This window comes from Oceanipulchritudo coccoides (genome assembly GCF_010500615.1).
Taxonomy (GTDB): Bacteria; Verrucomicrobiota; Verrucomicrobiia; order Opitutales; family Oceanipulchritudinaceae; genus Oceanipulchritudo; species Oceanipulchritudo coccoides.
The window spans coordinates 409,341-435,358 of record NZ_JAAGNX010000003.1 but is presented as its reverse complement, the minus strand read 5'-3'; the positions used below and the strand labels follow the sequence as shown (position 1 = coordinate 435,358).

22 protein-coding genes are annotated in these 26,018 nt (G+C 54.6%); 9 read left to right on the top strand and 13 right to left on the bottom strand.

Annotation, left to right across the window (positions count from 1 at the left end; genetic code table 11):
* Window positions 1-42: 42 nt before the first annotated feature.
* The 3 genes from G0Q06_RS12315 to G0Q06_RS12305 all read right to left on the bottom strand — a co-directional run bounded on the left by G0Q06_RS12315 (window position 43) and on the right by G0Q06_RS12305 (window position 5,200).
* A complete protein-coding gene (locus G0Q06_RS12315) occupies window positions 43-909 on the bottom strand; it encodes a hypothetical protein (protein ID WP_163966512.1) in 867 nt (288 codons plus the stop codon).
* A 44-nt stretch (window positions 910-953) separates the two neighbouring features.
* The gene (locus G0Q06_RS12310) at window positions 954-2,468 is read right to left on the bottom strand and encodes a family 16 glycosylhydrolase (RefSeq protein WP_163966509.1); all 1,515 of its coding nucleotides are present in this window, start codon (window positions 2,466-2,468) and stop codon (window positions 954-956) included.
* 278 nt (window positions 2,469-2,746) lie between these two features.
* Window positions 2,747-5,200 (bottom strand): hypothetical protein, encoded by a 2,454-nt coding sequence (locus G0Q06_RS12305; protein ID WP_163966506.1) that lies wholly within the window; start codon window positions 5,198-5,200, stop codon window positions 2,747-2,749.
* Between the two features lie 329 nt (window positions 5,201-5,529).
* On the opposite strand from G0Q06_RS12305, the gene G0Q06_RS12300 reads away from it, so the two are divergent.
* From G0Q06_RS12300 to G0Q06_RS12285, 4 genes are all read left to right on the top strand, one after another.
* Window positions 5,530-7,029, top strand: a complete 1,500-nt coding sequence (locus G0Q06_RS12300; RefSeq protein WP_163966503.1) for a glycoside hydrolase family 30 protein — start codon at window positions 5,530-5,532, stop codon at window positions 7,027-7,029.
* A 74-nt stretch (window positions 7,030-7,103) separates the two neighbouring features.
* On the top strand, window positions 7,104-7,328 hold the full coding sequence (locus G0Q06_RS12295; protein WP_338045136.1) for a FeoA family protein: 225 nt from the start codon (window positions 7,104-7,106) through the stop codon (window positions 7,326-7,328).
* 4 nt (window positions 7,329-7,332) lie between these two features.
* Window positions 7,333-9,441, top strand: a complete 2,109-nt coding sequence (feoB, locus tag G0Q06_RS12290; RefSeq protein WP_238710800.1) for a ferrous iron transport protein B — start codon at window positions 7,333-7,335, stop codon at window positions 9,439-9,441.
* A 12-nt stretch (window positions 9,442-9,453) separates the two neighbouring features.
* Window positions 9,454-9,636 carry a hypothetical protein gene (locus tag G0Q06_RS12285; RefSeq protein ID WP_163966497.1) on the top strand — a complete coding sequence of 61 codons (183 nt, stop codon included), beginning with the start codon at window positions 9,454-9,456 and terminating at the stop codon, window positions 9,634-9,636.
* A 10-nt stretch (window positions 9,637-9,646) separates the two neighbouring features.
* Here G0Q06_RS12285 and G0Q06_RS12280 read toward each other — a convergent pair whose 3' ends face one another.
* A complete protein-coding gene (locus tag G0Q06_RS12280) occupies window positions 9,647-10,546 on the bottom strand; it encodes a rhomboid family intramembrane serine protease (protein WP_163966494.1) in 900 nt (299 codons plus the stop codon).
* A gap of 127 nt (window positions 10,547-10,673) precedes the next feature.
* Here G0Q06_RS12280 and G0Q06_RS12275 point away from each other — a divergent pair, with 127 nt between their 5' ends.
* Window positions 10,674-10,913: a ferredoxin gene (locus G0Q06_RS12275; protein ID WP_163966491.1), complete on the top strand. Its 240-nt coding sequence runs from the start codon at window positions 10,674-10,676 to the stop codon at window positions 10,911-10,913.
* Between the two features lie 72 nt (window positions 10,914-10,985).
* Here G0Q06_RS12275 and G0Q06_RS12270 read toward each other — a convergent pair whose 3' ends face one another.
* From G0Q06_RS12270 to G0Q06_RS12260, 3 genes are all read right to left on the bottom strand, one after another.
* Window positions 10,986-11,444, bottom strand: coding sequence for an acetolactate synthase (locus tag G0Q06_RS12270; RefSeq protein WP_163966488.1), 459 nt, complete (start codon window positions 11,442-11,444; stop codon window positions 10,986-10,988).
* 66 nt (window positions 11,445-11,510) lie between these two features.
* Window positions 11,511-11,840, bottom strand: coding sequence for a hypothetical protein (locus tag G0Q06_RS12265; RefSeq protein ID WP_238710899.1), 330 nt, complete (start codon window positions 11,838-11,840; stop codon window positions 11,511-11,513).
* A complete protein-coding gene (locus G0Q06_RS12260) occupies window positions 11,743-12,036 on the bottom strand; it encodes a BrnT family toxin (RefSeq protein ID WP_163966483.1) in 294 nt (97 codons plus the stop codon). Before G0Q06_RS12260 ends, G0Q06_RS12265 begins: the two co-directional genes overlap by 98 nt.
* A 237-nt stretch (window positions 12,037-12,273) precedes the next feature.
* Between G0Q06_RS12260 and leuC the strand changes: the two genes are divergently transcribed.
* Genes leuC through G0Q06_RS12240 form a run of 4 tightly spaced genes read left to right on the top strand, consistent with a single transcriptional unit; the run spans window position 12,274 to window position 15,312 of the window.
* Window positions 12,274-13,701, top strand: a complete 1,428-nt coding sequence (gene leuC / locus G0Q06_RS12255) for a 3-isopropylmalate dehydratase large subunit (RefSeq protein ID WP_163966482.1) — start codon at window positions 12,274-12,276, stop codon at window positions 13,699-13,701.
* Between the two features lie 23 nt (window positions 13,702-13,724).
* The gene (gene leuD / locus G0Q06_RS12250; protein WP_163966478.1) at window positions 13,725-14,330 is read left to right on the top strand and encodes a 3-isopropylmalate dehydratase small subunit; all 606 of its coding nucleotides are present in this window, start codon (window positions 13,725-13,727) and stop codon (window positions 14,328-14,330) included.
* A gap of 8 nt (window positions 14,331-14,338) precedes the next feature.
* Window positions 14,339-14,917, top strand: coding sequence for a MotA/TolQ/ExbB proton channel family protein (locus G0Q06_RS12245; protein ID WP_163966475.1), 579 nt, complete (start codon window positions 14,339-14,341; stop codon window positions 14,915-14,917).
* The gene (locus G0Q06_RS12240; RefSeq protein ID WP_163966472.1) at window positions 14,914-15,312 is read left to right on the top strand and encodes an ExbD/TolR family protein; all 399 of its coding nucleotides are present in this window, start codon (window positions 14,914-14,916) and stop codon (window positions 15,310-15,312) included. The genes G0Q06_RS12245 and G0Q06_RS12240 overlap by 4 nt, the downstream gene beginning before the upstream one ends.
* A 7-nt stretch (window positions 15,313-15,319) precedes the next feature.
* Here the strand turns inward: G0Q06_RS12240 and G0Q06_RS12235 are convergent, their stop codons facing one another.
* Genes G0Q06_RS12235 through G0Q06_RS12210 form a run of 6 tightly spaced genes read right to left on the bottom strand, consistent with a single transcriptional unit; the run spans window position 15,320 to window position 26,018 of the window.
* Window positions 15,320-16,312 carry a DUF4159 domain-containing protein gene (locus tag G0Q06_RS12235; RefSeq protein WP_163966470.1) on the bottom strand — a complete coding sequence of 331 codons (993 nt, stop codon included), beginning with the start codon at window positions 16,310-16,312 and terminating at the stop codon, window positions 15,320-15,322.
* A gap of 8 nt (window positions 16,313-16,320) precedes the next feature.
* The gene (locus tag G0Q06_RS12230) at window positions 16,321-17,841 is read right to left on the bottom strand and encodes a HEAT repeat domain-containing protein (protein ID WP_163966467.1); all 1,521 of its coding nucleotides are present in this window, start codon (window positions 17,839-17,841) and stop codon (window positions 16,321-16,323) included.
* 5 nt (window positions 17,842-17,846) lie between these two features.
* A complete protein-coding gene (locus tag G0Q06_RS12225) occupies window positions 17,847-20,078 on the bottom strand; it encodes a vWA domain-containing protein (RefSeq protein ID WP_163966465.1) in 2,232 nt (743 codons plus the stop codon).
* Window positions 20,078-23,212 carry a coiled-coil domain-containing protein gene (locus G0Q06_RS12220; protein WP_163966462.1) on the bottom strand — a complete coding sequence of 1,045 codons (3,135 nt, stop codon included), beginning with the start codon at window positions 23,210-23,212 and terminating at the stop codon, window positions 20,078-20,080. Before G0Q06_RS12220 ends, G0Q06_RS12225 begins: the two co-directional genes overlap by 1 nt.
* Window positions 23,209-25,110 carry a vWA domain-containing protein gene (locus G0Q06_RS12215; protein ID WP_163966459.1) on the bottom strand — a complete coding sequence of 634 codons (1,902 nt, stop codon included), beginning with the start codon at window positions 25,108-25,110 and terminating at the stop codon, window positions 23,209-23,211. The genes G0Q06_RS12220 and G0Q06_RS12215 overlap by 4 nt, the downstream gene beginning before the upstream one ends.
* The gene (locus G0Q06_RS12210) at window positions 25,110-26,018 is read right to left on the bottom strand and encodes a DUF58 domain-containing protein (protein WP_163966456.1); all 909 of its coding nucleotides are present in this window, start codon (window positions 26,016-26,018) and stop codon (window positions 25,110-25,112) included. Before G0Q06_RS12210 ends, G0Q06_RS12215 begins: the two co-directional genes overlap by 1 nt.

The window sequence follows — 26,018 nt, the reverse complement described above, 5'->3', positions numbered from 1 at the left end:
CCAGCCGGAGTTGATCTCCGGCTGGCAGAATTACTTGAATGATTACTGGTCAAGGGCGTAAATCCACGCTCCTGATTCAGAGACAGCCTCGGCTGGAATGTAGATGTACTTCCCGAGGTCATAGACATAAATCCATGGATCCGAAGTAACATTAACGATGCCCATCCATGCGCCTGTATCGGCGAAGCCGTTCTCATCGACATCGTACCCAGCCCAAGTCACAGATGCATCGCCTTCGATGTAACCTGAAAGGTTTTCGAAGTAGATCGTTCCTGAATCCATGGTGAAGGAATTCCCATCAAATTCATTAGTGATTTCGAAGCCCAGTTGGATAACCTGAAAGGGCTCGGCTGTCACATCATCCGGGTAGGTGATAGTCAGGTCGAACGGTTCCAATGCGGATCCAATATTGTGAAATACAGTATACTGCGGAATAATCCCGAATGCATCCGGGTTATATCCCAATGTCTTGATGAAGGCACGGATCAGCATATCACTTGTGTCAGCGCCGACACGTGTCGCCCTTGCCGAACCTGTAAAGCGGATGACGTCGCCAGGTTTGAACAGAACCCGGAGGAAGGCTGGATCACCATTTGGCGAGGCGGCGGTATGCTCATTGAAAAGATATTGTTCGATCCGGTCGGAGGCACCGTCATCCCATGAATTAATGGTGACACCCGAGCCACCCGGGACAACTTGATTACTCCAGAGGAATGGATTGATTTGGTCGGTGTTATCAGCAGTCAAGAAGGCTGCCCAAACTCCGCCCGGGAAGATGTTGGCACCGAGGATCCAAGAATCCTTGTAACCAGCGGAGAAATCCGGGTTTTCAATCAACGGGGTATTTGAAAAGGCCATGGAACCCGTCAGGAGGGCCAGGGCGGTTGCTACGGTTATTTTTTTGTTCATAATGAGTATAGGTTTGTTTTTAGAGGTTTTTTGTGGGTTGGAAATTAGCGAGGAATGAAGATCCACTGGTTGTCAGCGCTAAAGGTGTCTTCCAGAGCGACCGGCATGAAGATGTAGTCTTCGAACTGGTAGGAATAAATCCATGGCGCTGCATTGATATTGATCTGCCCCAGCCATGAGTTTGTTTGAGCGTTTCCAAATGCATCTATGTTTAGACCTTTCCAGACCGATCCCTCACCTTCACTGACATCAAACGCAGCAATGGTGAACCCACCAGTTGATGTAGTCATAGTTAACGTATTGAGGCCTTCCATCAAGTTTATTTCGCCCAATTCGACTGACTGCCAAGTATCATAGCTTCCAGTGTTGGGAAGCTCGATTGCGGGTGTAGAATCTCCTGAGTCAGGAACGCTGAGAGAGAGGAGCCTGCTGTTATTGGGAGTGGCGACTGTGGCATGAACCATGTAGGCGCCTGCTTGAGGGACCGTGATGGCGAATTCTGCAGAATCATCCGGATCAATGTTAACCAGATTGTGTGGGAGTTCCGGCACTCCGGATTGGACGATCAGGATGCCGTCACTGTGGTCGAGATCCGTCGCCAGGATCCGGCCGGGGACAGGGGTCGCTTCCGGCGGCTCATCTTTTTTGTAAACTCTGACGTAATCTACTTCCATGCGTTGCGGCCAAACGCCATTATCATCGATTCCACGTCCATAGGGAGAGCTCGGAAAGCTGCCGGTACTAAAATTTCCGCCCCATCTTCCGCCAACAGCAACATTCAGAATCATGAAGAATCTTTGGTCAAAAGGCCAATAGTAATACAGGGGTTGTGGTGGAGGAACACGAAAAGTCGGAAGCTCCAGGGAAAAGTATTTGATGCCATCGACTTCCCATTCAATCAGGTCTTCCGTCCAATTGATGGCATAGGTGTGAAATTCGGTGCTGGCATCAGAGAGATAAGTGCTGTCGCCATCACCATTGCTTCCTACACCCCCATCACTCCTGATAAAGGAGGTTCTTCCCAAGTGGGCGGTTCCGTGTATGTTGGGAACCTCCGGGTTGCCGACCAAGTCGAGGTACAGTGGGTCTTCTTCGTAGCCAACGTGCTCCATGATATCGATTTCACCGTTGTCTGGCCATCCTCCGTTTCCGTAGAGGCGGTCGGCTCCAAGCATCCAGATGGCAGGCCAGGTGCCTGTTTCGCTCGGTAGCTTGGCTCGGATTTCCATCCGCCCATACTTCCATTGCGCCTTCTCGCGGGTGATCAAGCGTGCTGAAGTATAGCCTGGGACTCTGCCTCCATCCACTTGGTGCACCTCAATGACCAAATTCCCGTTCTCTACACGAGAATTATCAAGGGAATCGGTATACACCTGCACTTCGTTGTTTCCCCATCCGCCTGCTCCGACCTCATGAGTCCAGAATTCGGGGTTTGGAGCTCCAACATAATCAAATTCGTCGGACCATTCGAGAACGTAGCCTTCTGGGGCGTTGGCTGAGAGGTTTGCCGCGGCAAATGCGACTGTTACGATAGAGAGTAGGGCGGAATATTTAGTCATATCAGGGTCACGATAGGGTTATTGCATTCAATTTCACTTTATAGAGAGAAAGGTCAAATTAAAATTATGTTTTTTTATGCAGAATTAAAAAAACCTGTCCTCGAATTAACAAGGACAGGCTTTGAGGAGATAAGTTCGATCTTTTTTAATGGTCGATCAGGGTGTGTCCTGACTCATCATAAAAGCAGATCAAAGGCATCCAGGTGGGCAAGAGCTATCGGGTCCGCCCACCCCCGGAAGAGTGGGGGTGGGGGAAATGAACCGGATAGGCAAATATATCAAGGAACGGTTATGAGGACGATGCCTGAAGTAGAGACGCCATCGGTGGCGGTCGGGTCGCAAACAGTGGCGACCAAGGTGTAGTCTCCCGGGTCAGCGAAGTTGATTGTTACGCTGGAGGAATTTCCACCGGTGATGGTGGCCGAATCAAACGGATCATCAGGGAACACTTCCCAGACGTAATCGAGGTTAGTCGCGCTCCCGCTGATAGCAACACTGTAGGATTCATCAACCCCTGCGGCAGGGGTTGTGGTTCCTGTCACTGTCGCGGTCCCGAGATCGGCGACGGGTGCCACCACCATGGAGACATTGGAAATCTCCAGCTGCCCGCCACCCCCTGGGGTAACAATGTTGTTACGGAATACCAACTGGATGGCATTGATTCCATCTGTTATGGCAGGAATCAGGGTCGAGATGGTAAATGCACCGGTAACTGGATCGTAAGTTGTTCCATCACAATTGATGTCATCGAATGTGGTCAGGTCTGAAATGAACAGGGTGGCTGCGTTAATTGAGTTACCCAAGTTCAGGACCTGAATGCCAATCTCGGGAAAATTCCCGCCCGCGTAACCGCTGGCCACAGCATTTCCGGAAATGGTGACATACCGGTCGTAAACATTATACGTGTTGTTGGCATAGGCATTATTCTTCGGGAGGAAGAAGTTCTGCTGGAAGCTGGCTGCTCCACTATCAGTGGCATCCACTCCAAAGGTGACTACACCACTGCTGGCCGTAACATTTCCGTCAGAAAGCGGTGTGATAGTATCATTTTCCCAAGTCTGGAAGAGCTCCCATTCGTCAAGTCCTTCAGTGCCTTCAGTGAATAGATTATTCCGCACGAGGTTTGTGTTATCCGGAACGGCTTCGCCAAGCCACGGAGCGAGTGTAGCTGCGCTGATGATTTGGAGCGTGGGTACGACAGAGTCGATAATGCTCATCTCTCCTGCAGAATCAATTGTGCCCGTATTGCGAAAACCGACATTGATGTAATTCAAGTCGCTTTCGGGAACATAGGCAAAGAACGAGAATTTGCCGTCAGTTGTGGCATTCATGAAGCCATTATCATAATCTCCAGTCGCCGGATTGTCCTGGCTGATGTCAAAGGATTTGTATCCCACAACTTCATGATTAGTGCCGATGAACTCAATGAACACTTCCCCCAGATTCCCTGAATCATATGCTTCAGAGATCGTCACTCCTCCGCGGAAAATAATGGTTCTGCCGCGAAGGTTCACAAAGGGGCGTACCCCATCTGTGTTCTCCGGGGTTGGGAATGATTGGTAAACTGAGACTTCAGCTGTGCCTCCATCCCAGAATGCATCGCCATCATTTTTTAAATCATTGATTCCGAAGGTGGCGGAGTTGCTGTCAATCACGGCGAAGGGTGCCTCTGTTGTATTGTAGGGCCCTTCTTCAACTGTAGCCCCTTGTGTGAATACCGCCTTGCCCAGCCAATCTGTCATTGTGGGGCTTCCTGTATCGAAGGGGTCTTGGATCAATCCGTTTGGAATCGGTCCACGGTCGATTGGATCAGATTGAATGCGGAAAAACTTCTTTTGGCCAGCTGCTGGAGCTGCACCCAAGACCGTGAAGGTCACTTCCTCACCGGTACCACCAACGACACCGGATTCATCCACCCAGACTGTGGATACAGGGTCGATCAGAGTCGTTGATTCAACGACATAATCACGCGGGGCAACGGATTGCCATGTGACATCGATATCTCCACCATTTGGAACTGCAACTATCTGTTGTTTAGGATAAATGTAGCTGGGTCCGTCGAGCTTGTATCCAAAGACGTCATCTACCCAGACGCCCCCGTCGGCCACCGGAACATGCAGGATAATGAGTTGGATGAGGTCACAGTTTTCAGGGACGGTTCCACGGACTTCGAGAAATATCCAATCGTCAGAAAGAGTCCCGCCGTTTGAAACGGTGGATCCTTGCAGCGCATCTGTTGCAATTCCGGGGAATGAGGCATCATTGTCGATAAACGTTCCCGGGAGGAGCTCGGGGTCCTCGACGACCGGTTGAAGGTTTGTCGCTCCGACGGTGTCCCGGAAGTTGATTTTGAAGGTGGCAAAGTCGATTTCATTGTCGACCTTGACCCATCCTGAGAAATAGAAAATATCGCCGGGAACGGCAGCGAATCCCTGTTGAATGAGCGCCGGTGCACTGAAGTTTCCGATGCCATTATTGTTCAAATAAGCTGATCCAGTCCCGGTGCGCGCCGCATCCGAGTTGCAACCCCCACCATTAAAGGCTTCCCATCCGTTGGGAATATCAAAGCCCGAATTCACACCGCCAGTGTCAGTGGTACAGCCATCCTCGAAGCTGGGGTTTGCTATAATGTTGGCTTGCGCGTGGGCGTTCGAGGCAAACAGTCCAATTGCCGCAATTGCTGCGGCGAAGCGGAGTATGAAGCCTGCACGGAGTGTACTTTTGAATCTCATGTTTTTATTGATTAGGGTTACTTTTGAAGGGGATTTTAGTGCTACGAAATAACAGAACAGTGGTTTTTGCATGAGGCGTTATGGGAGTTCAAGCCAATAATGCACAATAATGCAATTTTACAAAATTGGACTCACTGCATTTGGTTAAATTGCCGTGCCTGCTTTTGCCCGTTGGGTATTTTTTTGCAGGCGAGAGCTTCCTTAAGTCCGGGTGGGGGTTGATATTTTCGCTTGCATAATTATGCATTTGGCTTTCCTCAGTCGGCATCCTGGTCATAATAGCTAGTATACACCCGAAATCACCTCCTAACCAGCAAACCCGCAAAATTATGAAACTAATCCCGTTTTTCCTGCTTTCCATTCTAATTTCAACCGGACTTACCGCACAAATCCATCAGACGACCCGTCAAGGAGACCGTCTGGCGAAGGTTCGGGAGCTGTCGGAAATTCCCGAAACCGAGGAAGTGCGTGTCTTGTCGGTGGATCCATCCCGGGAATTCCAGACCCTTCTCGGTATCGGGGGGTCCTTTACCGAGTCGGCGGCCGAGGTCTTTTACGAACTCTCGAAGGAGCGGCAGGCGGAATTACTGAAGGCCTGCTTTTCTCCCGAGGGAGCACATTATTCGCTAACGCGCACCCATATCGCGAGCTGTGATTTTTCCCTCCGCAATTTCACCTACGCCCCTGTGACCGGGGACCTTGAGCTGGAACATTTTTCCATTGAACCCGACCGGACCTGGCTTTTGCCACTGATCAAGTCGGCGCAGGCAGTCGCTGGGGCGGATTTCCGGATTCTTGCTTCACCGTGGACGGCTCCGCCTTGGATGAAGGACAACAAGACCTGGAACGGCGGTAAACTGCTCCCGGAATATTACGGGGTCTTTTCGGACTATCTGGTAAAATACATTCGTGCCTACGCGGCTGAAGGCATCCCGATCTGGGGAATCACCCCGATGAACGAGCCTCTTGGCAACGGCGCTAATTGGGAAAGCACGCATTTCACGCCCGATGAAATGCGGGTGCTTATCAAGGATCATCTTGGACCGACCCTCAAGAAAGCGGAACTCGACATTCTGATCTGGATCTTTGACCAGAACCGCGATGACGAATTGATCGACTGGACCAACACCATTCTTGGGGACGAAGAGGCGGCCGCGTTTGTCGCAGGTACCGCCGTCCATTGGTACGAAAGCACGGTTTCTTCCTCGGGTGAGGTACTCGACCAGGTCCAGCAGGCCTTTCCCGACAAGCAGATCCTTCACTCGGAAGGTTGCATTGATGCGATGGGCGACGATGAGACAATCGGGGCCTGGCTTGAGGACGATTGGTATTGGCGGGCTGAAGCAACCGATTGGGGTTACATCTGGGCCAGTGACGAGGACAAGCCCGATCACCCGCCATATCGGCCTTTTTACCGCTATGCAAGGGACCTCATTGAGGGACTCAATCACCACCTGACCGGCTGGATCGATTGGAACCTGCTTCTTAACTTCAGGGGCGGCCCCAATCATGCCCGTAATTACTGCCTCGCCCCAATCCTCGTCGATAGCGGACGCGACCGGATCTACTACACGCCCCTTTATTACGCGATGGCCCACGTCAGCAAATTTGTCCGTCCAGGGGCCGTGCGGGTTGGCCTCTCCGGTCAGGATGACGCATTCCTCGCAACCGCTTTCCGCAATCCCGACCAGTCAATTGCCGTGGTCGTTTTTAACCCGCTGGAGGAGGATGCGCTCTATTCGATCAATTTGCCTGGGCGCCCCGAGCCAATGACCATCCGTATCCCCGGTCAGGCTCTCCAGACAGTTGTTCTTCCCGCCGGTTCCTGAAAATGGGAACGAGTCTCAATAAGGAGTTGACGAGGGGATAAAGTTGGCGGAGATTACCGTCAATGGATGCGGTGGTGAAGTTAAAGGACATGGAGCCCGGGCAGCGCGGTATCGTGAAGGAGTTCACGGGCGGCGAGGGGGACCGTCTTCGTTTGATGGAAATGGGCCTTTTGCCGGGTACGGAAATCCGGTTTGTTCGCCGCGCCCCGCTTGGTGATCCCCTTGAAGTGGAAGTCCGCGGATTCCATTTGTCGCTTCGGTCCTCAGAGGCCGCCCGCATAGGAATTTCAGTTGTCTAGCGCATTGAAAACAGAGCCACCATTTGTTGCCCTTGTGGGCAATCCCAACTCGGGAAAAACCACGCTCTTTAACGCCCTTACGGGGCTACGCCAAAAGGTGGGCAATTACCCGGGAGTGACGGTCGAGTGGAAAGAGGGCATTCTTTATTCCCAGCACGGTCATCCTATCCGGATTCTCGACCTGCCGGGAAGTTACAGCCTCAATGCCCGGTCACCCGACGAACAAATTCTAGTCGAGGCATTGCTCGGACGAATCGATGTCCTGCCCGAGCCGACCGCAGTGATTTGTTGTGTGGATGCCAGCAACCTGGAGCGCAATCTCTACATGGCGACCCAAGTCATTGAACTGGGTTTACCGACCGTTGTGGCCTTGAACATGATGGACGTGGCGGAGCGTCGCGGGATGCGCATCGATGTTGAGCGCCTGCAAAAGCGCTTGGGGGTGCCGGTTGTGCCCTGCGAGGCCGCGCGTGGAAAAGGCGTCATGGAAGTGCGTCTGGCCCTGAGCCAGCACCCGTTGCCGGTGCCGGAGCTGGATATGGAGAAGCCACCCCTTGTCGAGGAGGCGATCGAGGATCTTGTTCCGCTCTTTGAACACCGGAAAACACTTGATTCTGTTCTTGCGCACGGCGAGGCGCGCTTACTTCTTTCCTGCGACGAAGATCCCGGTTTGGGCCAGTCGGTCTGGCAACAAATCCGTGACTGGCAGAAGCGCTTTGATGTGGAAATTCCGGGTTGGCGGAGCGAGTGGATTACCCACCGCTATGCCTGGATCGGCGATGTGATGCGTGAGTGCGTCAAACGGTACAATCCTGAAAAGACATCAGTAACTGAGCGGGTTGATCGAATCCTGCTACACCCTTTTATTGGTTTTCCCGTGCTGGCCTTCGTCATGGGCGTCCTTTTCTACAGCATTTTCACTCTGGCAGTCCCGTTTATGGATGCGCTGGATGGCTTGATTGCCTGGCTGGGGAACGGCGCAGGAAATTTGCTTCCAGACGGGCAGCTAAAGAACCTTGTCGTCGACGGCATCTTTGGCGGGGTTGGGGGAGTGGTTATTTTCCTGCCACAGATTCTATTCCTTTTCTTCTTTATCGCGCTACTTGAATCGACGGGTTACATGGCTCGGGCGGCCTTTCTCCTCGATCGCATGATGAGCAAAGTGGGACTGCACGGAAGGTCCTTTATCCCTCTCCTGAGTTCGTACGCCTGCGCTGTTCCGGGAATTATGGCCACGCGAACCATCGAGTCCCCGAAGGAACGGATTGTCACGATCCTCGTGGCCCCATTCATGACTTGTTCAGCACGGCTGCCCGTCTATCTGGTCATGATCGCCGCCATGCTGCCCGATGGACCCGGTCACGCGCTCAAGAAATCGCTCATCCTGCTTCTTCTCTATTTTCTCGGCACCTTCGTTGCCCTCGGCTTTGCCTGGGTCTTCCGGAAGACACTTCTCAAGGGCCCGAGTCCGTCGACTATCATGGAGTTGCCGTCCTATCGCCTGCCCCGCTGGGACAGCGTCTTTCATGAAATGATCGACCGGGCATGGACTTTCCTGAAGCGGGCGGGAACGGTCATTTTTGCGCTCTCCATTGTCCTTTGGTTTCTTATGAACTATCCGCTGCTGGAGGATCGTTCTGAGTTTGAGGCACCCGTGCAGGAGGTGGTTGTTGAAACCGTGACCGAGGTGGATTCACAGCTTGAATACAGCTTTGCCGGACGCTTGGGGAAAGTCCTTGAGCCAGCCTTCAGTCCTTTGGGATATGACTGGCAAATCACGGTGGGGATTCTGTCCTCATTCGCAGCGCGTGAAGTCTTTGTCTCGACCATGGCCATCATCTACCGGGTCGATGACGAGGCGGATGATTCGATTGTCGATGCCTTCCGCTCGGCCCAACGCGATGACCACAGCCCGCTGTTCACGCCCTTGACCTGCCTGAGCGTGCTTATGTTTTTCGTTTTTGCCCTGCAGTGCGTCAGCACAGTGGCAATTGTCCGCCGGGAGACGCGCTCCTGGCACTGGCCGATTTTCCAGTTTGTCTATATGTTTGCCTTCGCCTGGTTGATGGCTTTCCTTGTCTTTCAAGGAGGGCGCCTTCTGGGCTTTTCCTAATCAATCACGATCATGCCAGTTTCATTCGAACACCTTGTTATTTACGGCATCGTCCTTGTGGTCTTGTTTTTCCTCGGACGTCGTTTCGTCTGCTCGCTCCGAAGCAGTGGAAAGTGCAGCAAGAACTGCTCCTGCGGGAAAGGCGAAATTCGTCGTGACCCGGTCATTACAAATTACCTGAAGAAGCACGACTAGGAGCTGTTCCTCACAAGAGGTCCTTGGCCTTGTCGAGGATGCGCTTTTCCTCATCCGTCAGCGAGCCGAACCCATCGGTATTGATCTTGTCGAGGATCCGGTCGACTTCCTTCTTCATGCTGCCGCGGTTCCGCAAGTTCACGGTGAACTTGTTGCCGGTCTTTTCCTTTACGGCCGCGGCCCGCTTTTCCCATTGGGGCTTGCCCACAGCCGGAGTGAGTTTGTCCCGGAGGAAAGCGATCAAGGATCCACGATGGAGGCATTTACGCTCATAAATGAAGGCGCCAAGAATGCCTCCCAGATGGGCGGAATAGGCAGTGGCATTACCGCCGGTTCCCGGTAATTCGGCAAAGAGGAGAAAAAAGGCCTGGAAGCCGAAGAGAACCCAGAAGAGTTGTTGTCCGGTGAAGCGGAGGGGCAGGAACATCAGCTCCATCGAGCTCTGCCAGCGGGCACGGCAGAAAAGGTAGAGAATTCCAAATACACCCGAGGAAGCACCAATCACGATAATGGCGTTTCCGGTCAGGAAGTGAACGACGGACCAGATGATCCCGCCGGCGAGGATGCAGAGCATGAAACACTCAAGAAATCGCTCTGATCCAAAGCGCACCTCGACTTCGCGACCAAACCAGTAAAGCATCAGGCCATTGAAAAGCAGGTGCCAGGGAAGGGCTCCGTCGGTGGAGTGAAGAAAGCCGTAGGTTAGAAAAGTATGAATCCAGCCTTCCCGGAGGCGATACAGGTTCAGGGCAAAGTTCTCCTCAAGGAAAGTCGAGCCGAGCCAATGGCGGAGAATGTTCTGCAGGATGAAGACGACGAACAGCGTGATCAGGATACTCTTCAGGGCCCATGGCTTGGGCTCGTATCGCGTGTGCTCCTCACGCATGTAACTGCGGCTGTAAATACTCATCAGGGAGTTTTGATAAGATATCCGATTATCCGGCGGAGCAAGAATTTATGGAAAGATCTGCAGGAGAACGGAAGATTGCACGATGTCCTTGACAGTTGAGCCAATTCCTAAAAGAGGTTTTCTTGTTATGGCAGATAAAGACGACAAGTGGGAGGAGAATGTAGCCGGCAAGTTTTACGTCGATGAGCAATGCATCGATTGTGACCTGTGCCGTGAAACCGCTCCGGATTTCTTCACGCGCAACGAGGACGGCGGATATTCCTTCGTCCACAAACAGCCTACCACGGATGAGGATATCGAGGCCTGTATGGAAGCGCTGGAGGGTTGCCCGGTCGAGGCCATCGGTGACGACGGCGACGAGGACTGAGCACCACGAATTAAAGACTTTTTATAAAGGCGGTTTCCCGGACGGGAGCCGCCTTTTTTTTGCCCGCAAACCTCAGCGGGCGATATCACCCCGGCTGAGGCAACGCACCTGCCGGGCGTGGAGGACGGATTCCGCGAATTCGTAGTCTTCCACATTCATGGCCAGACCACAGCGGCCGTTCGGCCGCGTGATAAAGGGATACAGGTAATGAATGTTGATCTCCGCCTCCAGGAGGGCCGAGGTGATGAACTTCAAGTCGGCTTCCGAGTTCATTTCCACCGCGAGAACGGGGCACTCGGAAAAGGCATAACTGCATTCCTTGAGCATTTGGCGGGCTTCCTCCGGATAATCCGGAATGAAGCGCATGATAGTGCACTCCGTCGAATCGAGCTGCGAGAGAGCCATGATATGGATCCCCTTGTGCCCAAAGCGCTGAATAAGGTCATTCAGGCGCCCGACCTTGTTGTCGGAAAAGACCGAAAACTGGAGCACGGGCTCCTTTTCTCTCGACTGCGCTACATCCGCTTCCATGAAGTTTTACATGATCTTGGTCAACGACTTGGCAACTGGCAAACGCAATTACTCACCAATTTAGATCTAGGGAACGAGCGATTCCAACACCTCCGCGATTGTCATTCCCCGCTTTTTTGCCTGACGCTTTAAGCGCCTGTGGATTTCGGGTTTCATGCGGATCTGATAGGATTTCCGGCCGGTCGGTTTTCGCCCGCTTCCCGGACGTCGGCCACCATGACTGGTTGTCTTATTCCAATCAATAAACGCGTCAATCTCATCAGATCCCGCATCAAAGAGCTTCTCGAATTCTTCCCAGCTAATGGTTCGGGTCCCGTCCAGACTCGTGATGCTGTCTCCATGTCCGGATTTCATTTTTGCGGCTGCGACGGACTGATATGATGCGGATTTCTTCATGGCGTTGGGTGATGATGGCACTCCAGAATTTTTGATTAATCCTTCCGACTACCATTGAGCGCGGCTCAAGCGGGTAGGACAGTTGGGTCTTGGTCAGACGACCCGACCAGAGTACTTGCACCTCTTCAAAGTCGATTCCGTGTTTGGCTTGATTCGAAGCGCTCTTGGCTGGATCAAAACTGAACTGTGGCGGCATTCGGATGATTGGGCAAGTTGAAATTATGTTACATGTTTTCAAGAGCGCTGCTGGCTGCTGATGAACTGAACAACGGGTAAAGGAGTTTTGAGACTGTTTTTGAGAAACTGCCTGCAAAGCCTGATTTTTGCCCAAATTAAGGTAGGCAGTGAGGAAATCGCCGGATAATTCCCTTGTGGGATTGACGATCGCGTCCTTTTTGAGACAGCTTCTCTCGAAATCTAAATCTGAAGAATTATGGGAAAGAGCCTATTTGAAAAAGTCTGGGACGCGCACGCCGTGCGTGACCTGCCAAACGGTCAGACACAGCTGCTGATCGGGACGCACCTCATCCATGAGGTGACGAGCCCGCAGGCCTTTGGGATGCTGCGTGAAAAGGGCGTTCCGGTGAAATACCCGGAGCGGACATTCGCCACCGTCGACCACATTGTGCCGACCAATGAGACAAACGAGCCCTACAGCGACCCGCTGGCCCAAGCGATGATTGAGGAGCTGCGCAAGAATTGTGCGGACAACGACGTCACTTTTTTCGACACGACCACCGGGATGCAGGGGATTGTGCACATTGTCGGGCCTGAGCAGGGGATCACCCAACCGGGCACGACAATCGCCTGCGGGGATTCCCACACCTCGACGCACGGCGCATTCGGGGCGATTGCCTTCGGCATCGGGACAAGTCAGGTTCGGGATGTCCTCGCGACGCAGACCATGGCGCTCAACAAGCTCAAGGTGCGTCGTATCAATGTGGACGGCCAGCTCTCTCCGGGTGTGTACGCCAAGGACGTGATCCTGCACATCATCCGTACCCTCGGCGTGAACGGCGGGACAGGCTACGCCTATGAGTACGCCGGTGAAGTCTTTGACAATTTCACGATGGAGGAGCGGATGACCGTCTGCAACATGTCCATTGAGGGCGGAGCCCGCGTGGGTTATGTAAATCCGGACGAGACCACTTTCGAATATCTGAAGGGCCGCCCATATGCGCCCAAAGCGGGAGACTGGGACGCGGCCGTTGAGCGATGGAAGTCGTTCGCATCTGACGCGGACTGCGAGTATGATGATGTGGTTAACATCCGGGCGGAGGAAATAGCTCCTACCGTGACCTGGGGAATCAATCCTGGGCAGGCGGTATTCATCGACCAGTCGGTGCCGCGTATCGAAGAGGGTAACACGGCCAGTGAGCGCGCTGGGATTGAGGAAGCTCTCGAGCACATGAAGTTCGAGGGAGGCACGCCAATCAAGGGCGTGAAGGTCAATGTGGCTTTTCTCGGTTCCTGTACCAACGGTCGCCTCAGCGACTTGAAGGAAGTGGCCAAGTACCTCGAAGGTCGCACGGTTCATCCGGATGTACAGGCAATCTGTGTTCCGGGTAGCCAGGCAGTGGCCAAGATTGCCATGGAACTCGGACTGGATAAGATTTTCAAGGAAGCGGGCTTTGAATGGCGTGGTGCCGGATGCTCGATGTGCCTGGCGATGAATCCCGACAAGCTTGTCGGGGACCAGCTCTGTGCAAGCTCCAGCAACCGGAATTTCAAGGGCCGCCAGGGCAGCGTGACTGGCCGGACCATTTTGATGAGCCCACTCATGGTTGCCGCAGCTGCAGTGACGGGTGAGGTCAGTGACGCCCGGGAAGTTTTCGGGATTCTTGAACCTGCCGGCGTTTAAGCCGTCCAAAGAACAATAGCATCATGGCATTGGAAAAAATCACACAAATCACCGGCCGCGGAGTTCCTGTTCCGGGCGATGACATCGATACCGACCGCATCATCCCGGCACGCTTCATGAAGTGTGTCACTTTCGACGGGCTGGGGGAGTACCTCTTCTACGACGTCCGCATGAATGAGGACGGCACCGAGCGCGGGCATCCGCTCAACGAGGAACGCTTTGCGGGTGCAGGGATTATTATCAGCGGTAACAACTTCGGTTGTGGAAGCAGCCGCGAGCACGCGCCCCAGGCAATATACCGGGCAGGGTTCCGTGCGGTCATTGCGGAAGGCTTTGCCGAGATCTTCTTCGGAAATTCCACGCAGCTTGGTGTGCCTTGCGTCACCGCTAGTAGCGATGATCTGGATACACTTCGATCTGCAGTCAATGACGATCCGTCACTTGAGATCACCATCGACGTGGAGAACAAGGTGATCCGCTTTGGTGGAAAGAGCATTTCCTGTGAAATCCGCGAAGGCGCCCGCAACGCCCTTGTGAATGGCAAATGGGATCCGCTGCAGGATCTTCTTAACGGCGCTGAGTCAGTTGAGGCCGTTGCGGCAAATCTGCCTTACATGGCGGGCAAATAAGGCTTTCGATGCGTGAACTGGTTGAAAACGCGGGGATCTTTGCCTGGCCGCTTGGTTTGTGTTCCCTGCTGGCGACAGTGATCATCCTGGAGCGTCTCTTCGCGCTTCGCCGTAGCCGGATTATTCCCCACAGTTACGAGGTGGCCTTCAGTCAGGGAAGTATCCCGGGTGAAGGAGACGAATCATCCGTCGCCGGCCGAATCGTCAAGTTCTTCCATTCGGGCCGGCTGGATTCGGAGCAATTGAAAGCGTTTACCCGTTTGCAGGTAACAAGGATGGAGCGTGGCCTGTTCATTCTCGAAATTGTCGTCAGTGCGGCGCCGCTTCTCGGGCTTCTGGGAACGGTGACCGGCCTGGTCACTGTCTTTAGCCAGATATCCCCGGAGACCGGGCTTCCTGATCCAGCTTCATTTGTGGAGGGCGTGTCCCTTGCCCTGACGACCACTATCCTGGGGCTTTCAATTGCTATCCCGGCTCTTGCCTTCAACAGCTTCCTGAATCGTCGCGTGGATACATATGAGGCGCAACTGGAAGTCGGCGTGGAGCGGCTCATCGCCGAGATGAAGAAGTCCGCGCGCCGCCCATGAGTGTCATCCCAAAACGTCGTCGGCGAAAAGCGGAGATCAATATTGTTCCGCTGGTCGACGTGCTGGTCGTCCTGATTTTCTTTTTTCTGGTCTCGATGCAGTTTCGCAACCTGACCTTGCTGAACCTGACCCTGCCGAAGATTGAGACTGCCGGCAAGGAAGAGCCCAGCGAGAGTCTGCAGGTCGGTGTGGATGTGGATGGAAAGTTCTATGTCAACGGCAAGGAAGTGGATCAGGAAACGCTGGTGGATGCCGTTGAGGAGATTGGCCGCCTGAGCCCCGAAACGCCTGTCCTGATCATGGCCGATGAAAACAGCCTCCTTCACAAGGTGACCTTTGTCATGGATACCTGCCGCAAGGCTGGCCTTGAAAAGGTCCGGCTTCAGTCGCGATAGGCCGGATTTATCCCTCCGTCATCAGGTAGACGAAGATATTCACCCCAAGACGCGTGTAGAAAGTATGCGCATACCCGGAAATCTCTTCACCGTGGTAGTACCGGAAAACCCGCCAGCGGCCATTGGGTTCCTGGACCCATGCCGGAACATTGGGTGGTTGGGTGTAAATCACCTCGATGGAGCCGTCTTCCCGGGTTGTTTCATAGCGCGGCCCGGAAAAGGCGGCGCTGCGCAGGCGCTCATCCATTCCCTCGGCTGCTTCCCGTACCCGGAAGGAGATGGGTGAAGACCATTCACCGAATCGGTCCCGGCCCCAACCCATGGCAATGATCGGGGTCGCCAGTACGCCAATACGCCCGCCGTCCATCTTGAGGGCCATGGCGGAATAGGATCCCTGTGGCCACTTTTCCTTCACGATGAAATCACGAATTGCTTCAGGAAGGGGAGTCGGATCGGGAAGGCCGGAATAGAATCCCTGGAAGACCGGATGCGAGCGCGGCAGGGCTTCGAAATTTTTGTCCGGGAAGACCCGCTGTAGTTGCTCAGCCAAGACAGGTGTTACTTCCCAATCAGCAAAACTATGGGTCTGTCCAAGGGCGGCATTCTCGCGAAGAAATGCACTGTTGATGCCGGCATCGATGTAGAGAAAGCCGCCGCGTTGCAGGTAGGCACGCAGGGCGGTGACTTCCCCGTCGGTCAGGGTCCAGTCAAGGCGGTCGGCGTAGTTGACATAGGCAATGCCTGATTCAAACAAGCGAGGATCGTCGAAGGATTTTATGAAGATGGGATCCGGAGAGAAATTGAACCGCGTGATGCGGGAGATTTCCAATAAGAGCGAGGGCAGCCCGGCTGGATGATTCCGGCGAAGAGGCTCACCACCGACCAGTTGCACAATGCGCAACCCGGACTGGCCTGTTGTTGCTTCCTCCTGTGCCCCCAAGGCGGCAGGGAAGAGGATTAATCCGATGAGAAACAAGTATACTGGAAAGCGTAGGGACATACAAAAAGTTACTGGATACCGAGCCGCATGCGAATGAGGGAAGAGATTTCAGAATCGGGATAATCGTGGACAAACTCAGTTGCGATTTGCTGACCCTCGGGCCCGAGTTCGTCAAGCAGGGCCTTTGCGGTTGTGCGCTGGACTTCCGGGGACGGGTCACGCAGGGATGCCTTGAGAATGCGGGACCAGTTGCTGGGGCGGAGCTGGATGATTCGGCTGATTGACTGGATGCGGATATCCGGGAGGGTATCCATCAGCAGGCGCAGGGCCAGGGCTGCTTGATCTTCCGGGGATGATGCGGCGGAAAGGGTTAGCGCCTGGCGACGAACATCCTCAAAGGGGTTTTCAGCAAGGGCCATGAGGGTATCGCGATCCAGCTGGGCCGGTCGGCTGGAGAAATAGCGGATGGCAACTTGCCGGATCTCGGAAGCTGGATCTGTCAGGACGGAATCCATGAAATCAGGGCCACCCCCGTCGGGATTCCATTGTAGCCACCTGAGCACGGCTTGCCCGCGCACTGTGGCTGACGAGGACTTAAGGAGCGGAGCGATTAGCCTTTTTCGATCCTCCTCAGAAAGCCGGTTTACTGCGTTGAATACCCGGTAGACAACGGACGCTTCAAGATTCTTGTCCATCAGGGCAGTCTTGAGGATGTCGGGAAATCCGGATGCGGGATCTGCCTGGAACAATCCCACGGTCGCCTGTAGTTGAACACTGGCTACAGGGTCTTCAGCCAACTTCATGAGCAATGAAACGGATCCGGGAATTGCCTGGCGCGAGAGGACCTCTGCAAGAACAAGCCGGACCCCCGGGCTCTCATCGGGATACAGGCTTCTCGCAATGGTGATGTACGTGCCGTGTGGCAGTTTCGAATAGAGCGTCTGATACGCCTTGAGCCGGACCCGCTGATCCGGATCTCCCAGCAAGGGGACCATCAGTTCATGCGGAAGTGGCCAGCGAATGTATTGCAATGCCTCAACCGATTTCAGTCGCACAAGCGGCTCCGGATCCTGAAGACCGGCAGATACGCCGGTGACCAGGAACTCCCGGATTTTGGGATCGGGTTGTGCGGAGCCTTGAGGTGGCCTGATCGTCGGAAAAGTGGATGACTTCAGGACAAGTTGCGGAAGCCAACCCGCGCTGGTCAGCCGGACTTCAGGGTCTTCATCAGTGAGGGCACCCACGAGCCTGCTGGAGTGCATGGGGTTGAGGGTCCGTATATTCTCGCCAAGCGAAACCGCGGCCGCCCGGCGTACCGTAGCCTCGGGATCGTCAAGGGCCGAAACGATTGCAGGGAGGGCTGAGGGATGCTGTGGATATTTTGCAAGCAACATGATCCCGCCCCGTCGCTTTTCAGGAAGTCCCGAACGCAGATCCATCAAGGCATTGTTGACCGTCTCTTCGATGTTGGCCTGTGTGTTTTGTCCAGAAATTTGTAGCGGAAAAACGAGTATAAATCCAAGCAGGAGACACGTCAGGGGCCTTGCATGTACTTTGTTTAAATGGGAAATGGGGTTGACGTTTTGCATGGGGATTAACGCAGGCCATGACGGCGACGAAGCCACCATTCGATGAGAAAAAGCGTGATCGCGGCAAGGAGGAATGGCAGTGAACGGGTCCAGTGGACCTTTTGTTCGACTTGTGGAATCAGGTCAGAGACTGGAAGCGGGAGGAGCTCCTTCCAGTTTTTGAAGGACCGGTATTCACCTCCTGCAACCCTGGCAATGTCGCGAAGGGTTTTCTCCTGAAAAGCGGTTTCACGGGATTCGGGGCTATTTGAGGAAAGCGCGAACCAGCTGGATCGGATCAGGCGGTCGCCGTCGGGAAAAAGGGCCTCGTAATCAACCTGATACTGACCGGCCTTCTGAAGGGGCAAGGAGAGAGTGTAGCGGCCCGGCTCCTCGATGTCGGGAAGCAACCGCTGCTCCGAGATAGTGCCGTCTGGTCCGGTAATAACCCCCGTGACGGTTGCATCCATTCGCGGAGTAAAGTCAGCTCCAAGGAGTCGGATATCCAGTGACGTTTCCTCTTTAACCGGGATAATCTGTGCGTTGACCGGCGAGACTAAGCGTTCCTTGCCACCAGTCGCCAACCAGGAGAGGGTCGCTTGCCAGAACGCGCTGTATTGCTCGCTTGAGCGATCACTCCCGAGCTGCCAGCGCCAGAGGAAGTCACCTGCCAGCCATGCTGTGCGCCCAGCGCCGTACGCCTGGGTCACCAGCAAGGGATAGCCCTCCATCTCGGAAGACGCGTGCACTTGTGCCGCTCTACTGAGTGTGGAGGGGACGGCCACCTCTGCTCCGGCTGGAATTTCCGGCTCCGGTCCATTGAACAAGGCTCCCCCAATCTGGTCGGTGAAGAGCGGATTGACCTCCAACTGGAGAGGAATGGCTGAGTTAAGTCGCCTTTGGGAAAAATCCCTTGCCGGGAATATTTCGCGCAAGGAGGCCGGAAGCTGGAAGGAATAGATTTGCGGGCCATTGTGATAAAGCAGCAAGCCGCCTCCTTTCGTGCCGGAGAATTCCGTCAGCACCGGCGTGAGCCGCTTGCTCTCCTCAAGGAGCATGGCCGCATCGACAATGATTGCGTCATAGGTAAAATAAAAATCAGCTGCTTCGGGGAGCGCATCCAGGGTCTGGCGGTCAGACGCGAGCCTTTCATCACTGCCTGATCCATCTTCATTGCGCGACAACTTAATAAAACGCCCTTCATCAATTCGGATCAGGCTGTCCATCTCAATAGTGGTTGATTCCATGGCCATGAGCCGCAGAAATCTCGATTCCCAACCGGCCCGCGCACTCATGAGGAGAAAACGGAATTTCCCTTCCCGCTCCACTTCAGCGATGGAGTAACTCACGTTGGTAGCAGGGTTTCCACGTTCCCGTTCCGGCTTGTAAACAGCACGGAAGGTTTCAACACCAGCGCCTCCGGGATCGACATCGATTCCAACCGTCAGGCTCTCGCCGGCGGTCACGGTGACAGAGCGCTGATCGACCAAGGCCTGTCCCCGGAATAATTCAAGCTGTCCAGTTTCATCGCTTGAAAAGCTATTGGAGAGCGTGATCTCAACCGCTGCCGGCTGGCCCTCGGTGAAAGACAACTCAGGTTGGGCAAAGTCGACCGTGAGGTCACCGGATTCCACCTGTTGCCCGACACCGATCACCGAGACTGGAATACCGTCCCGCTTGTATTGCAAGGACACTTGTGCGGGACTTGAGCCACCTAGGCTGGCTCCATCGCTGATCAACAAGACTCCTCCAAGCGGGCGGCGGGAGCTTGTCGATCCCGATTTGTTTATGGATTCAAGGGCATCGCCGATTGCGGTTTGGCCGGATAAAGGATCCGCCAACGATGCGCCGTCCCAAGGCTGAGTCCTCGAACTGAACAGGTTCACCTCCACAGGCGTCTCCGGGTCCGCAAGGGCCTTGTAGGCGGGATTGGGAGAATCCGGATTCAACCAATCCGCCACCCATTCAAACCGGCTTTGGCCATCCGGGAGATCCCGGGTTTCCATTGAAGCGGAGACATCGACTAGCACCGCCAACCGGAAGGCGTTTGGATCCGGTCGCTGGGATCGCCAGAACGGATCCAGAATGGCAAGGATCAAGCAGGCAAAGGCAAGCGTGCGCAGGGCGATAATCGTCCAATGTACTTGTTTTATAACGACAGGTGCACCCGCACGGATGACCCGGTAGAGCCCCCATAATCCCAACAGGGCAAAAAGGAGAACAATCCATTGACTGAATGGTAGCAGGGGCAGGTTCATCAGTTTTCGGGCTCCCTTGCCAGACGGCGAAAATACTCTTCAACCATCTTCCGGTACTGGTCAGGTGGCGGCGCTGATTCCCGGTTCATTTGCAGATCGGATTGGCTCGCCTCATCAAAAAGGAATGAACGAAGCAGGCGCGCACCCTCTTGAAGAGTGTTGCGGGTCGAACTGAGTTGGCCATCCCAAGACCCTTCCGCGCTACCGGCGATTTGTCCCGACAAACTGCCAAACTGGGGAAGCCCGGACAACTGCTGCAGCTCCATGAAGCGTGTGCTCCATTCATTTTGGATTTCGGATAACCTTTCCTGAGGGGCGGAATCGGACTTGCGGGCGAGGCTTTGCAATTCCTCAAGGGTGGTTTGCAACTCCCGGTTGAGGGCCTGTGCCCGACGTGTTGGATCACTTGCCATTTGTTCGCGTGCGGCCTGAAGGTCGCCGGCAAGCTGGGAAATCTGGCCGGCTGCCGTGGCCTGCATCGGAGCGGCCATTCCCGGTTGGCCGTAAAGCAATGCATTGGCTGCCCGTTCCATCCCATCAGCGGTCCCACGCTGTCCTGCACTACGGGCAGCTTCGCGGAGAGCTTGGCTCAATTGGGGACTCGAACCAGCGGCTTCTTGTGCTCGTTGCTCCATTGATTCCAGCAACTGTTCAAAGCGCGCCTGAAGATCTCGCTGAGATGATTCCATTGAAGTCATTTCTGATTCGGAAGGATTTCCTTTTGCGGCACTTTCGCTGGCACCAGCTTCAGCGGCTTGCTGTTCAGCCAGCTCAGCCGCGGCTTGGGCGGCTGAGTCCAATTCACGGGTGGCCGCTTCCGCTATCATGCCCGCCAGCTCACCGGCTGCGATCCGCAGGGCCTCCCGCGCACGGAATCCTGACCGTAGCGCGCCTTCGGCATCGGCCTGCGCGGCATCACCAGCGGCGTCTTTCATGTGCTGCCTGGCTTCCGCCAAGGCTTGGCCGGCATTTTCGGATCCCTCCAATGAATTCAGCTTATTCCTGAGCGAACGTGTATCTTCGCCCAACTTCTCCTGATTGGCCGAGCTGGCATTGGCCTGCTCGCCGGACCATCCACTACGGGCCGCCCGGTCAAATTCCGAGACCAGGGCATTTTGTTTTCGAAGGAGTTCATCAAGCTGTTCCTTGGCTTCCTTCAACGCTTCTGTAACCGACTTGCCCTTGGGGGGTTCCTTCTCCATCTCCTCCGATTGTTCACCGGATTCGCCCTCGCCCGAGCTGCCCTTTGCGGGCTGTTTGGATTTGGTGTTCTGGCGAAAGGCATTCTCTAGTTTTAACAAGGCGCTCAAGCTGGAGGATTGCGGGGTCACAGATTTATCTGCTTGGCCATTTTCAAAGGAATCCACGGCCTGCGCGTTTTCGGCAAGTGCCTGCATGAACAATCCGGCCAAATCCATCCGGTTCGAGGAGACCAGTGCCTGCTCGACTTCATTATAGATCCGCTGGATTTCCACAGCGAGTGCTCCCAGGGCAGCGGGGATTTCCTGACGCATCTTCTCGGCTGTGGTGGACGTGGCGGAATCGACGCGATGGGTTTCCCGCAGGAGGCGTTTTTGTTCTTCTATCAGCTCCCGAAAGTCGATGGCCTTTTGCTCCATCGGCATGCCATCCATTTCAACCGGTTCGATTGGTTCCCGAATCTCGACAAAGAGTAGGTCGGTGCGTGTCTGGTTGGGTTCTGGCTCCCGGTTGTCCTCCATCACGATATATATTGCGAGCAGGTCTCCATCACTTGCCTGTAAAGATCCAAGATCGATATGGCTGAGAAGATTGGTTTCCTTCAAGGGCAGGGGATTGCCTGTTGCATCCTGCTGGATCACTTCATCGAGTGGCAATTCCAGCGCCGGCAAGTCGGTTCCGGAAATGGCCAGATGGACACGGCCTTTGGAGAGTCCAAAATCATCTGCGGCAAAGATTTCCAACGGGAATATATCCCCCGGGGCGAGAACGGAATCCCTTTCAGGGGTGAGGATCTCGACCGTTGGAGGATTGTCAGTGAGGATCGTCAACTGCTTTGAGGCAGTCATGTTTTTGCGACCCCTTTCATCCAGCAGGCTGAGACTGTAGGGAGTTGAATAGGTTGGATGGAATACAGTTGTGAATGCGCCTTCCGCGTTATCGTCAAATTCCTGCACACGGTCCTGCATGAGCAGCTCAATTTTCTCTGAAGCAGGGGAGAGGACTTGTATGGAAATCTCTGACCTTTCCAGTGCTTCGATATCGCTCAATCCTTCGAGCACCTGTTCCTCAAGACGCGTGTAGGCTGGCGGGGAAACGGTGATTTGGAGCTTCTCGATCCGGGCGGGCGCATATACTTCCAGATCATGCCAAGTCGAACGGAGGGAGGGGGTGATAATCCGGAATTGTAGTGATTCCGTCATGTTATAGAAGGTGAAGAGACCCACGCCGCTTTCGTCCACGACAACTGGTTCACGATTCTCCCCGGCGGAGTCGATCCATTCGATGGATGCCTGCTTTTGCCAGCGATGAATCTTGAATTGGACATCCAAATTATTCGGAGCGGCGACTTCATCCGGGATTGAAGATATGACAAGCCCGGATGGGGACCTGCCGAAATCATCCCGGATATGGTGCAACGCCTTTTCAAGAACCACCGATTGGAAACTGGCGAAGAGCAGGATAATCCCAATGGCCAGCATCCCGAAAACGAAGGAAATCCGTTCGAAGGAGCGTGTGACCGCGGGTTTCCAGCCAAGCTCTCCCAGGCGCTTTTCAGCCGAGTCCATGACATGCACCTCAAGCGGATTTGGGTTGGCCAGGTCTTTTTCCTCAAGGTGAGTGGCCGTCACGAGGAGATCATTCAGCTCTGGGAAAGTGGACTCCATTCGCTGAGCCAAGCGACTCTGGGTGATCCGGTAAGATCGTCTGTGCCAGCGGAAGACCGGATATAGGCTGCCGATGTAAAGCAGACAGAGAATGAACAACACGATGGCCGCGGTCTGTTCCTGGAAAGGAGAAACCCATCTGTCGTAGACCGCCAGCAAACCCCATGCACAGGCCCAGTCGATAAGGTAAAGCCCTGCTCCGAGGAGCAAGTGGCGTCGATTGAGTGCTTCGCAAAACTGGTTCAGTTGGGTGAAATGGGTTTTCATGCCTCCCTCCTTCCGCCTTGCGGGATTTCAATCAACTTTGCCGCCAGCAGGGATTCGAGTAGCCAGATGACAAGTCCGGCCAAGAGCAACCATGGGGCCAGGTGGATTCCCGGAGATTCCATTCCTTGGCTTTGTAGTGGAGTGCCGCCTGATTCCCCTGAAACGATCCCCCCGCGCAGTCGGTTTACGAGGGCATCACGGGGAATGATTGACGTCACGGATTCACTTTTTGGAAAGGCACTTTGGTAGCCTGATTGGGAAATAGCGCGGGTGGAATCCAGAGACATGCCCATGACCTCACGGACCACCGGAAGAAAAGAGGGGCGCAAGGGAAAGTCGCTGGCCATGCGATCCCATGGAAATGCCGAGATAACAAGATGGCCGTTGCCGACAGGTAAATCCAGCAGGAGAGGATCTCCCGATTCACTTTGCAAAAGTGCAAGACCATCCTCGGGCGCCTTCAGTCGAGTATATTGACGAATTGTCATGAGGAACAAGTCGCGCATGGCGGGTCCCTCAAAAATCTCAGCAAGCGGCGATGAATCAGCTAGCGGACCAATATAGTGGCGGGTGAAGCGATCCCGTCCAGCGAGTCCGAGATAGTCGGGTACCGGGATTTCACCCATTTTCATTGTCTGGATTGAGCGAACGGCATCCTCACCTAGGGTGACCAGGACCAAGCCACCGTCTTGGGCGTATTGCTTGAGTTCACGCCACGGGACAGATTTGTCCCCGGTGGTGGAAGAAGGAACAATGACTGCCGCTGTCCGGGCCAAGGTATCCGGGTTGATTGAATTCGGCCCGGCTGGCAGGACCGAGAATTGGATCCATTCATTTTCGGAAGCAATCTGGAGAGCCTGATCAATAAAGAAAATCTCCTCGCTTGGCCCTGAGAGGTTGCCCTCAGAATTCAGGGCGAGAACGTTCAAGGGAGGCGGGGGTGAAGCGGAGAAGCGGGCTGTGTTGTCGCGAGGGTAGGGATCGTCCTCCAGGAGGATTGTCAGCACTGAATCAGCCGCACCCTCGGGTTGTTGCAACTCGAAAACTACCGGGGAGCGGGCATTCGCCTTGAGATTGAGTTCCTGGGAGGTCTTCTGTCCGTCAATCTCCAATTCTGCCATGGCCACCAGCTCGTCGCCGGAAAAGTTCATGACTTCCGCCAAGATGCGAATACGCCCCTTTTCACCCGGAACAGTTTGTACTTGATGGATGGATACATTTTGTTCCCGCATCCGGGTTCCCACGCGTTGTATCTCCAGATTGATGGTATCGGGAATTGCGGGAAGCGTGCTGCTCCAGTCAGTGGACTGAAAATCTGAAACCAGGACCAGTTTTCGCAGTGCGGTGTTCCCAAACAAGGCAACAGCCTCTTGCAGGGCGGCAACTGGATTTCCCGCTTCCGCGGGGGGAGTATTCTCCTCCAGAAATCGAAGAAGGGAGTCAATCGAGTCACGCTTATCCCCCGCTGGCTGTCTTGCGATAACTCCATCCGCGTGGACAATCCAGGCAATCTGGTCTGGTGATTCCGTACGCAGCTTTATGAGAATCTCCCGGATTTCCTCCATGGCGCCCCAACCGGACATGCTTGAGGAGAAGTCCACGACAATCACGGAGCTGCCGTCTTCCGCGCCCGCAGTGGCCGAGTCTGGAGACTGTGTGCGCCATACCGGACCCGCGAGGGCAAGGATGAGCAAGGCGAGCAACAAGATCCTCAACAGCAGTAGTAGCAGATCACTGAGGGAGCGCGATCCATGCCGGGGCAGGGGAGTCTGGCGGATTTTGGAAATGGAGGGGAAGCGCCACGGGGTTGGACGTGAGCGGCTGATCCGGTGGATCAGAACCGGTATCACCAGCCCACCGAGGGCAATGAGAAGCAAGGGCTGGGCGAAAGTGAGCATCAGGGATTACGGCGGTGCAGGTAAGCGGAAAGAGCGCGCCCGAGGGAGGATTTTGTCGAGAAGACCGTGTGCTCGACCCGCGAATCAATATAAGCCTTCGTGAGGCGTTCCTGGCTTTGCTGCATGGATCGATTGTAGGAATCGGCAACGGCCTTGGGCGAGGTCACGCACTCCTGCCCGGATTCCAAGTCGACAAAACGGGCCGCCTCAGCTTTTGGAAAATCCAACTCATCAGGATCGAGGACCTGAAGAGCGACTGTATCGTAATGGCGGATACGAATTCGTGCGAGGAGTGACGGGAGGTGATCCTCCTCATCCAGCATATCAGAGAGAAAGATGAAGAGGCCTCGTCCGCGGACATGATGTCCCACGTATTCTATCGCCAGTTCATGATTAGCGCTTTTCTCTGGCTTTGTGCGGGAGAGCGCGTGAAATATCGAGGCAAGCCGGTTTGAGCGCTGGGTTGGAGAAATGGCTTCCGTTATCGTCGAATTATAGATGGTCAAGCCAACCTGGTCGCCTTGTCGCAGGGCGAGGTAAGCGAGGGCGGCCGCGACCATGCGGGCATAATCAAATTTGGAGCAACTGGCGCTCGAGCCTTGATAGTCCATTGAGGCGCTGGCATCCAAGACGATGTTGCAGGTCATGTTGGTTTCTTCCTGGAAGATCTTTGTCTGGAGGCGGTTTCTCCGGGCATAGGCCTTCCAGTCAACAAGGCGCGGATCTTCGCCGGGCGTGTATGCCCGGTATTGCACAAATTCGCTCCCGAACCCTTGGAAGCGGCTACGGTGTAGGCCCGACAAGTAACCTTCAACGGCGACCCGCGCCATCAAGGTGTAGTTGGAAATTGATGACAAATAGGCCGGATCGAGCAGGTCTACCGGCGATTGCTGGGAAGAATCCGGCAC

Excerpts from the sequence above, each read along its gene's own strand:
- G0Q06_RS12280 (WP_163966494.1), bottom strand. The coding sequence starts at position 10,546 with ATGAGTATTTACAGCCGCAGTTACATGCGTGAGGAGCACACGCGATAC.
- G0Q06_RS12260 (WP_163966483.1), bottom strand. The coding sequence starts at position 12,036 with ATGCCGCCACAGTTCAGTTTTGATCCAGCCAAGAGCGCTTCGAATCAA.
- G0Q06_RS12300 (WP_163966503.1), top strand. The coding sequence starts at position 5,530 with ATGAAACTAATCCCGTTTTTCCTGCTTTCCATTCTAATTTCAACCGGA.
- G0Q06_RS12315 (WP_163966512.1), bottom strand. The coding sequence starts at position 909 with ATGAACAAAAAAATAACCGTAGCAACCGCCCTGGCCCTCCTGACGGGT.
- G0Q06_RS12240 (WP_163966472.1), top strand. The coding sequence starts at position 14,914 with ATGAGTGTCATCCCAAAACGTCGTCGGCGAAAAGCGGAGATCAATATT.
- G0Q06_RS12220 (WP_163966462.1), bottom strand. The coding sequence starts at position 23,212 with ATGAAAACCCATTTCACCCAACTGAACCAGTTTTGCGAAGCACTCAAT.
- G0Q06_RS12230 (WP_163966467.1), bottom strand. The coding sequence starts at position 17,841 with ATGCAAAACGTCAACCCCATTTCCCATTTAAACAAAGTACATGCAAGG.
- G0Q06_RS12270 (WP_163966488.1), bottom strand. The coding sequence starts at position 11,444 with ATGGAAGCGGATGTAGCGCAGTCGAGAGAAAAGGAGCCCGTGCTCCAG.
- leuC (WP_163966482.1), top strand. The coding sequence starts at position 12,274 with ATGGGAAAGAGCCTATTTGAAAAAGTCTGGGACGCGCACGCCGTGCGT.
- G0Q06_RS12305 (WP_163966506.1), bottom strand. The coding sequence starts at position 5,200 with ATGAGATTCAAAAGTACACTCCGTGCAGGCTTCATACTCCGCTTCGCC.
- G0Q06_RS12215 (WP_163966459.1), bottom strand. The coding sequence starts at position 25,110 with ATGCTCACTTTCGCCCAGCCCTTGCTTCTCATTGCCCTCGGTGGGCTG.
- G0Q06_RS12235 (WP_163966470.1), bottom strand. The coding sequence starts at position 16,312 with ATGTCCCTACGCTTTCCAGTATACTTGTTTCTCATCGGATTAATCCTC.
- G0Q06_RS12310 (WP_163966509.1), bottom strand. The coding sequence starts at position 2,468 with ATGACTAAATATTCCGCCCTACTCTCTATCGTAACAGTCGCATTTGCC.
- G0Q06_RS12285 (WP_163966497.1), top strand. The coding sequence starts at position 9,454 with ATGCCAGTTTCATTCGAACACCTTGTTATTTACGGCATCGTCCTTGTG.
- leuD (WP_163966478.1), top strand. The coding sequence starts at position 13,725 with ATGGCATTGGAAAAAATCACACAAATCACCGGCCGCGGAGTTCCTGTT.
- G0Q06_RS12225 (WP_163966465.1), bottom strand. The coding sequence starts at position 20,078 with ATGAACCTGCCCCTGCTACCATTCAGTCAATGGATTGTTCTCCTTTTT.
- G0Q06_RS12265 (WP_238710899.1), bottom strand. The coding sequence starts at position 11,840 with ATGAAGAAATCCGCATCATATCAGTCCGTCGCAGCCGCAAAAATGAAA.
- G0Q06_RS12245 (WP_163966475.1), top strand. The coding sequence starts at position 14,339 with ATGCGTGAACTGGTTGAAAACGCGGGGATCTTTGCCTGGCCGCTTGGT.
- G0Q06_RS12275 (WP_163966491.1), top strand. The coding sequence starts at position 10,674 with ATGGCAGATAAAGACGACAAGTGGGAGGAGAATGTAGCCGGCAAGTTT.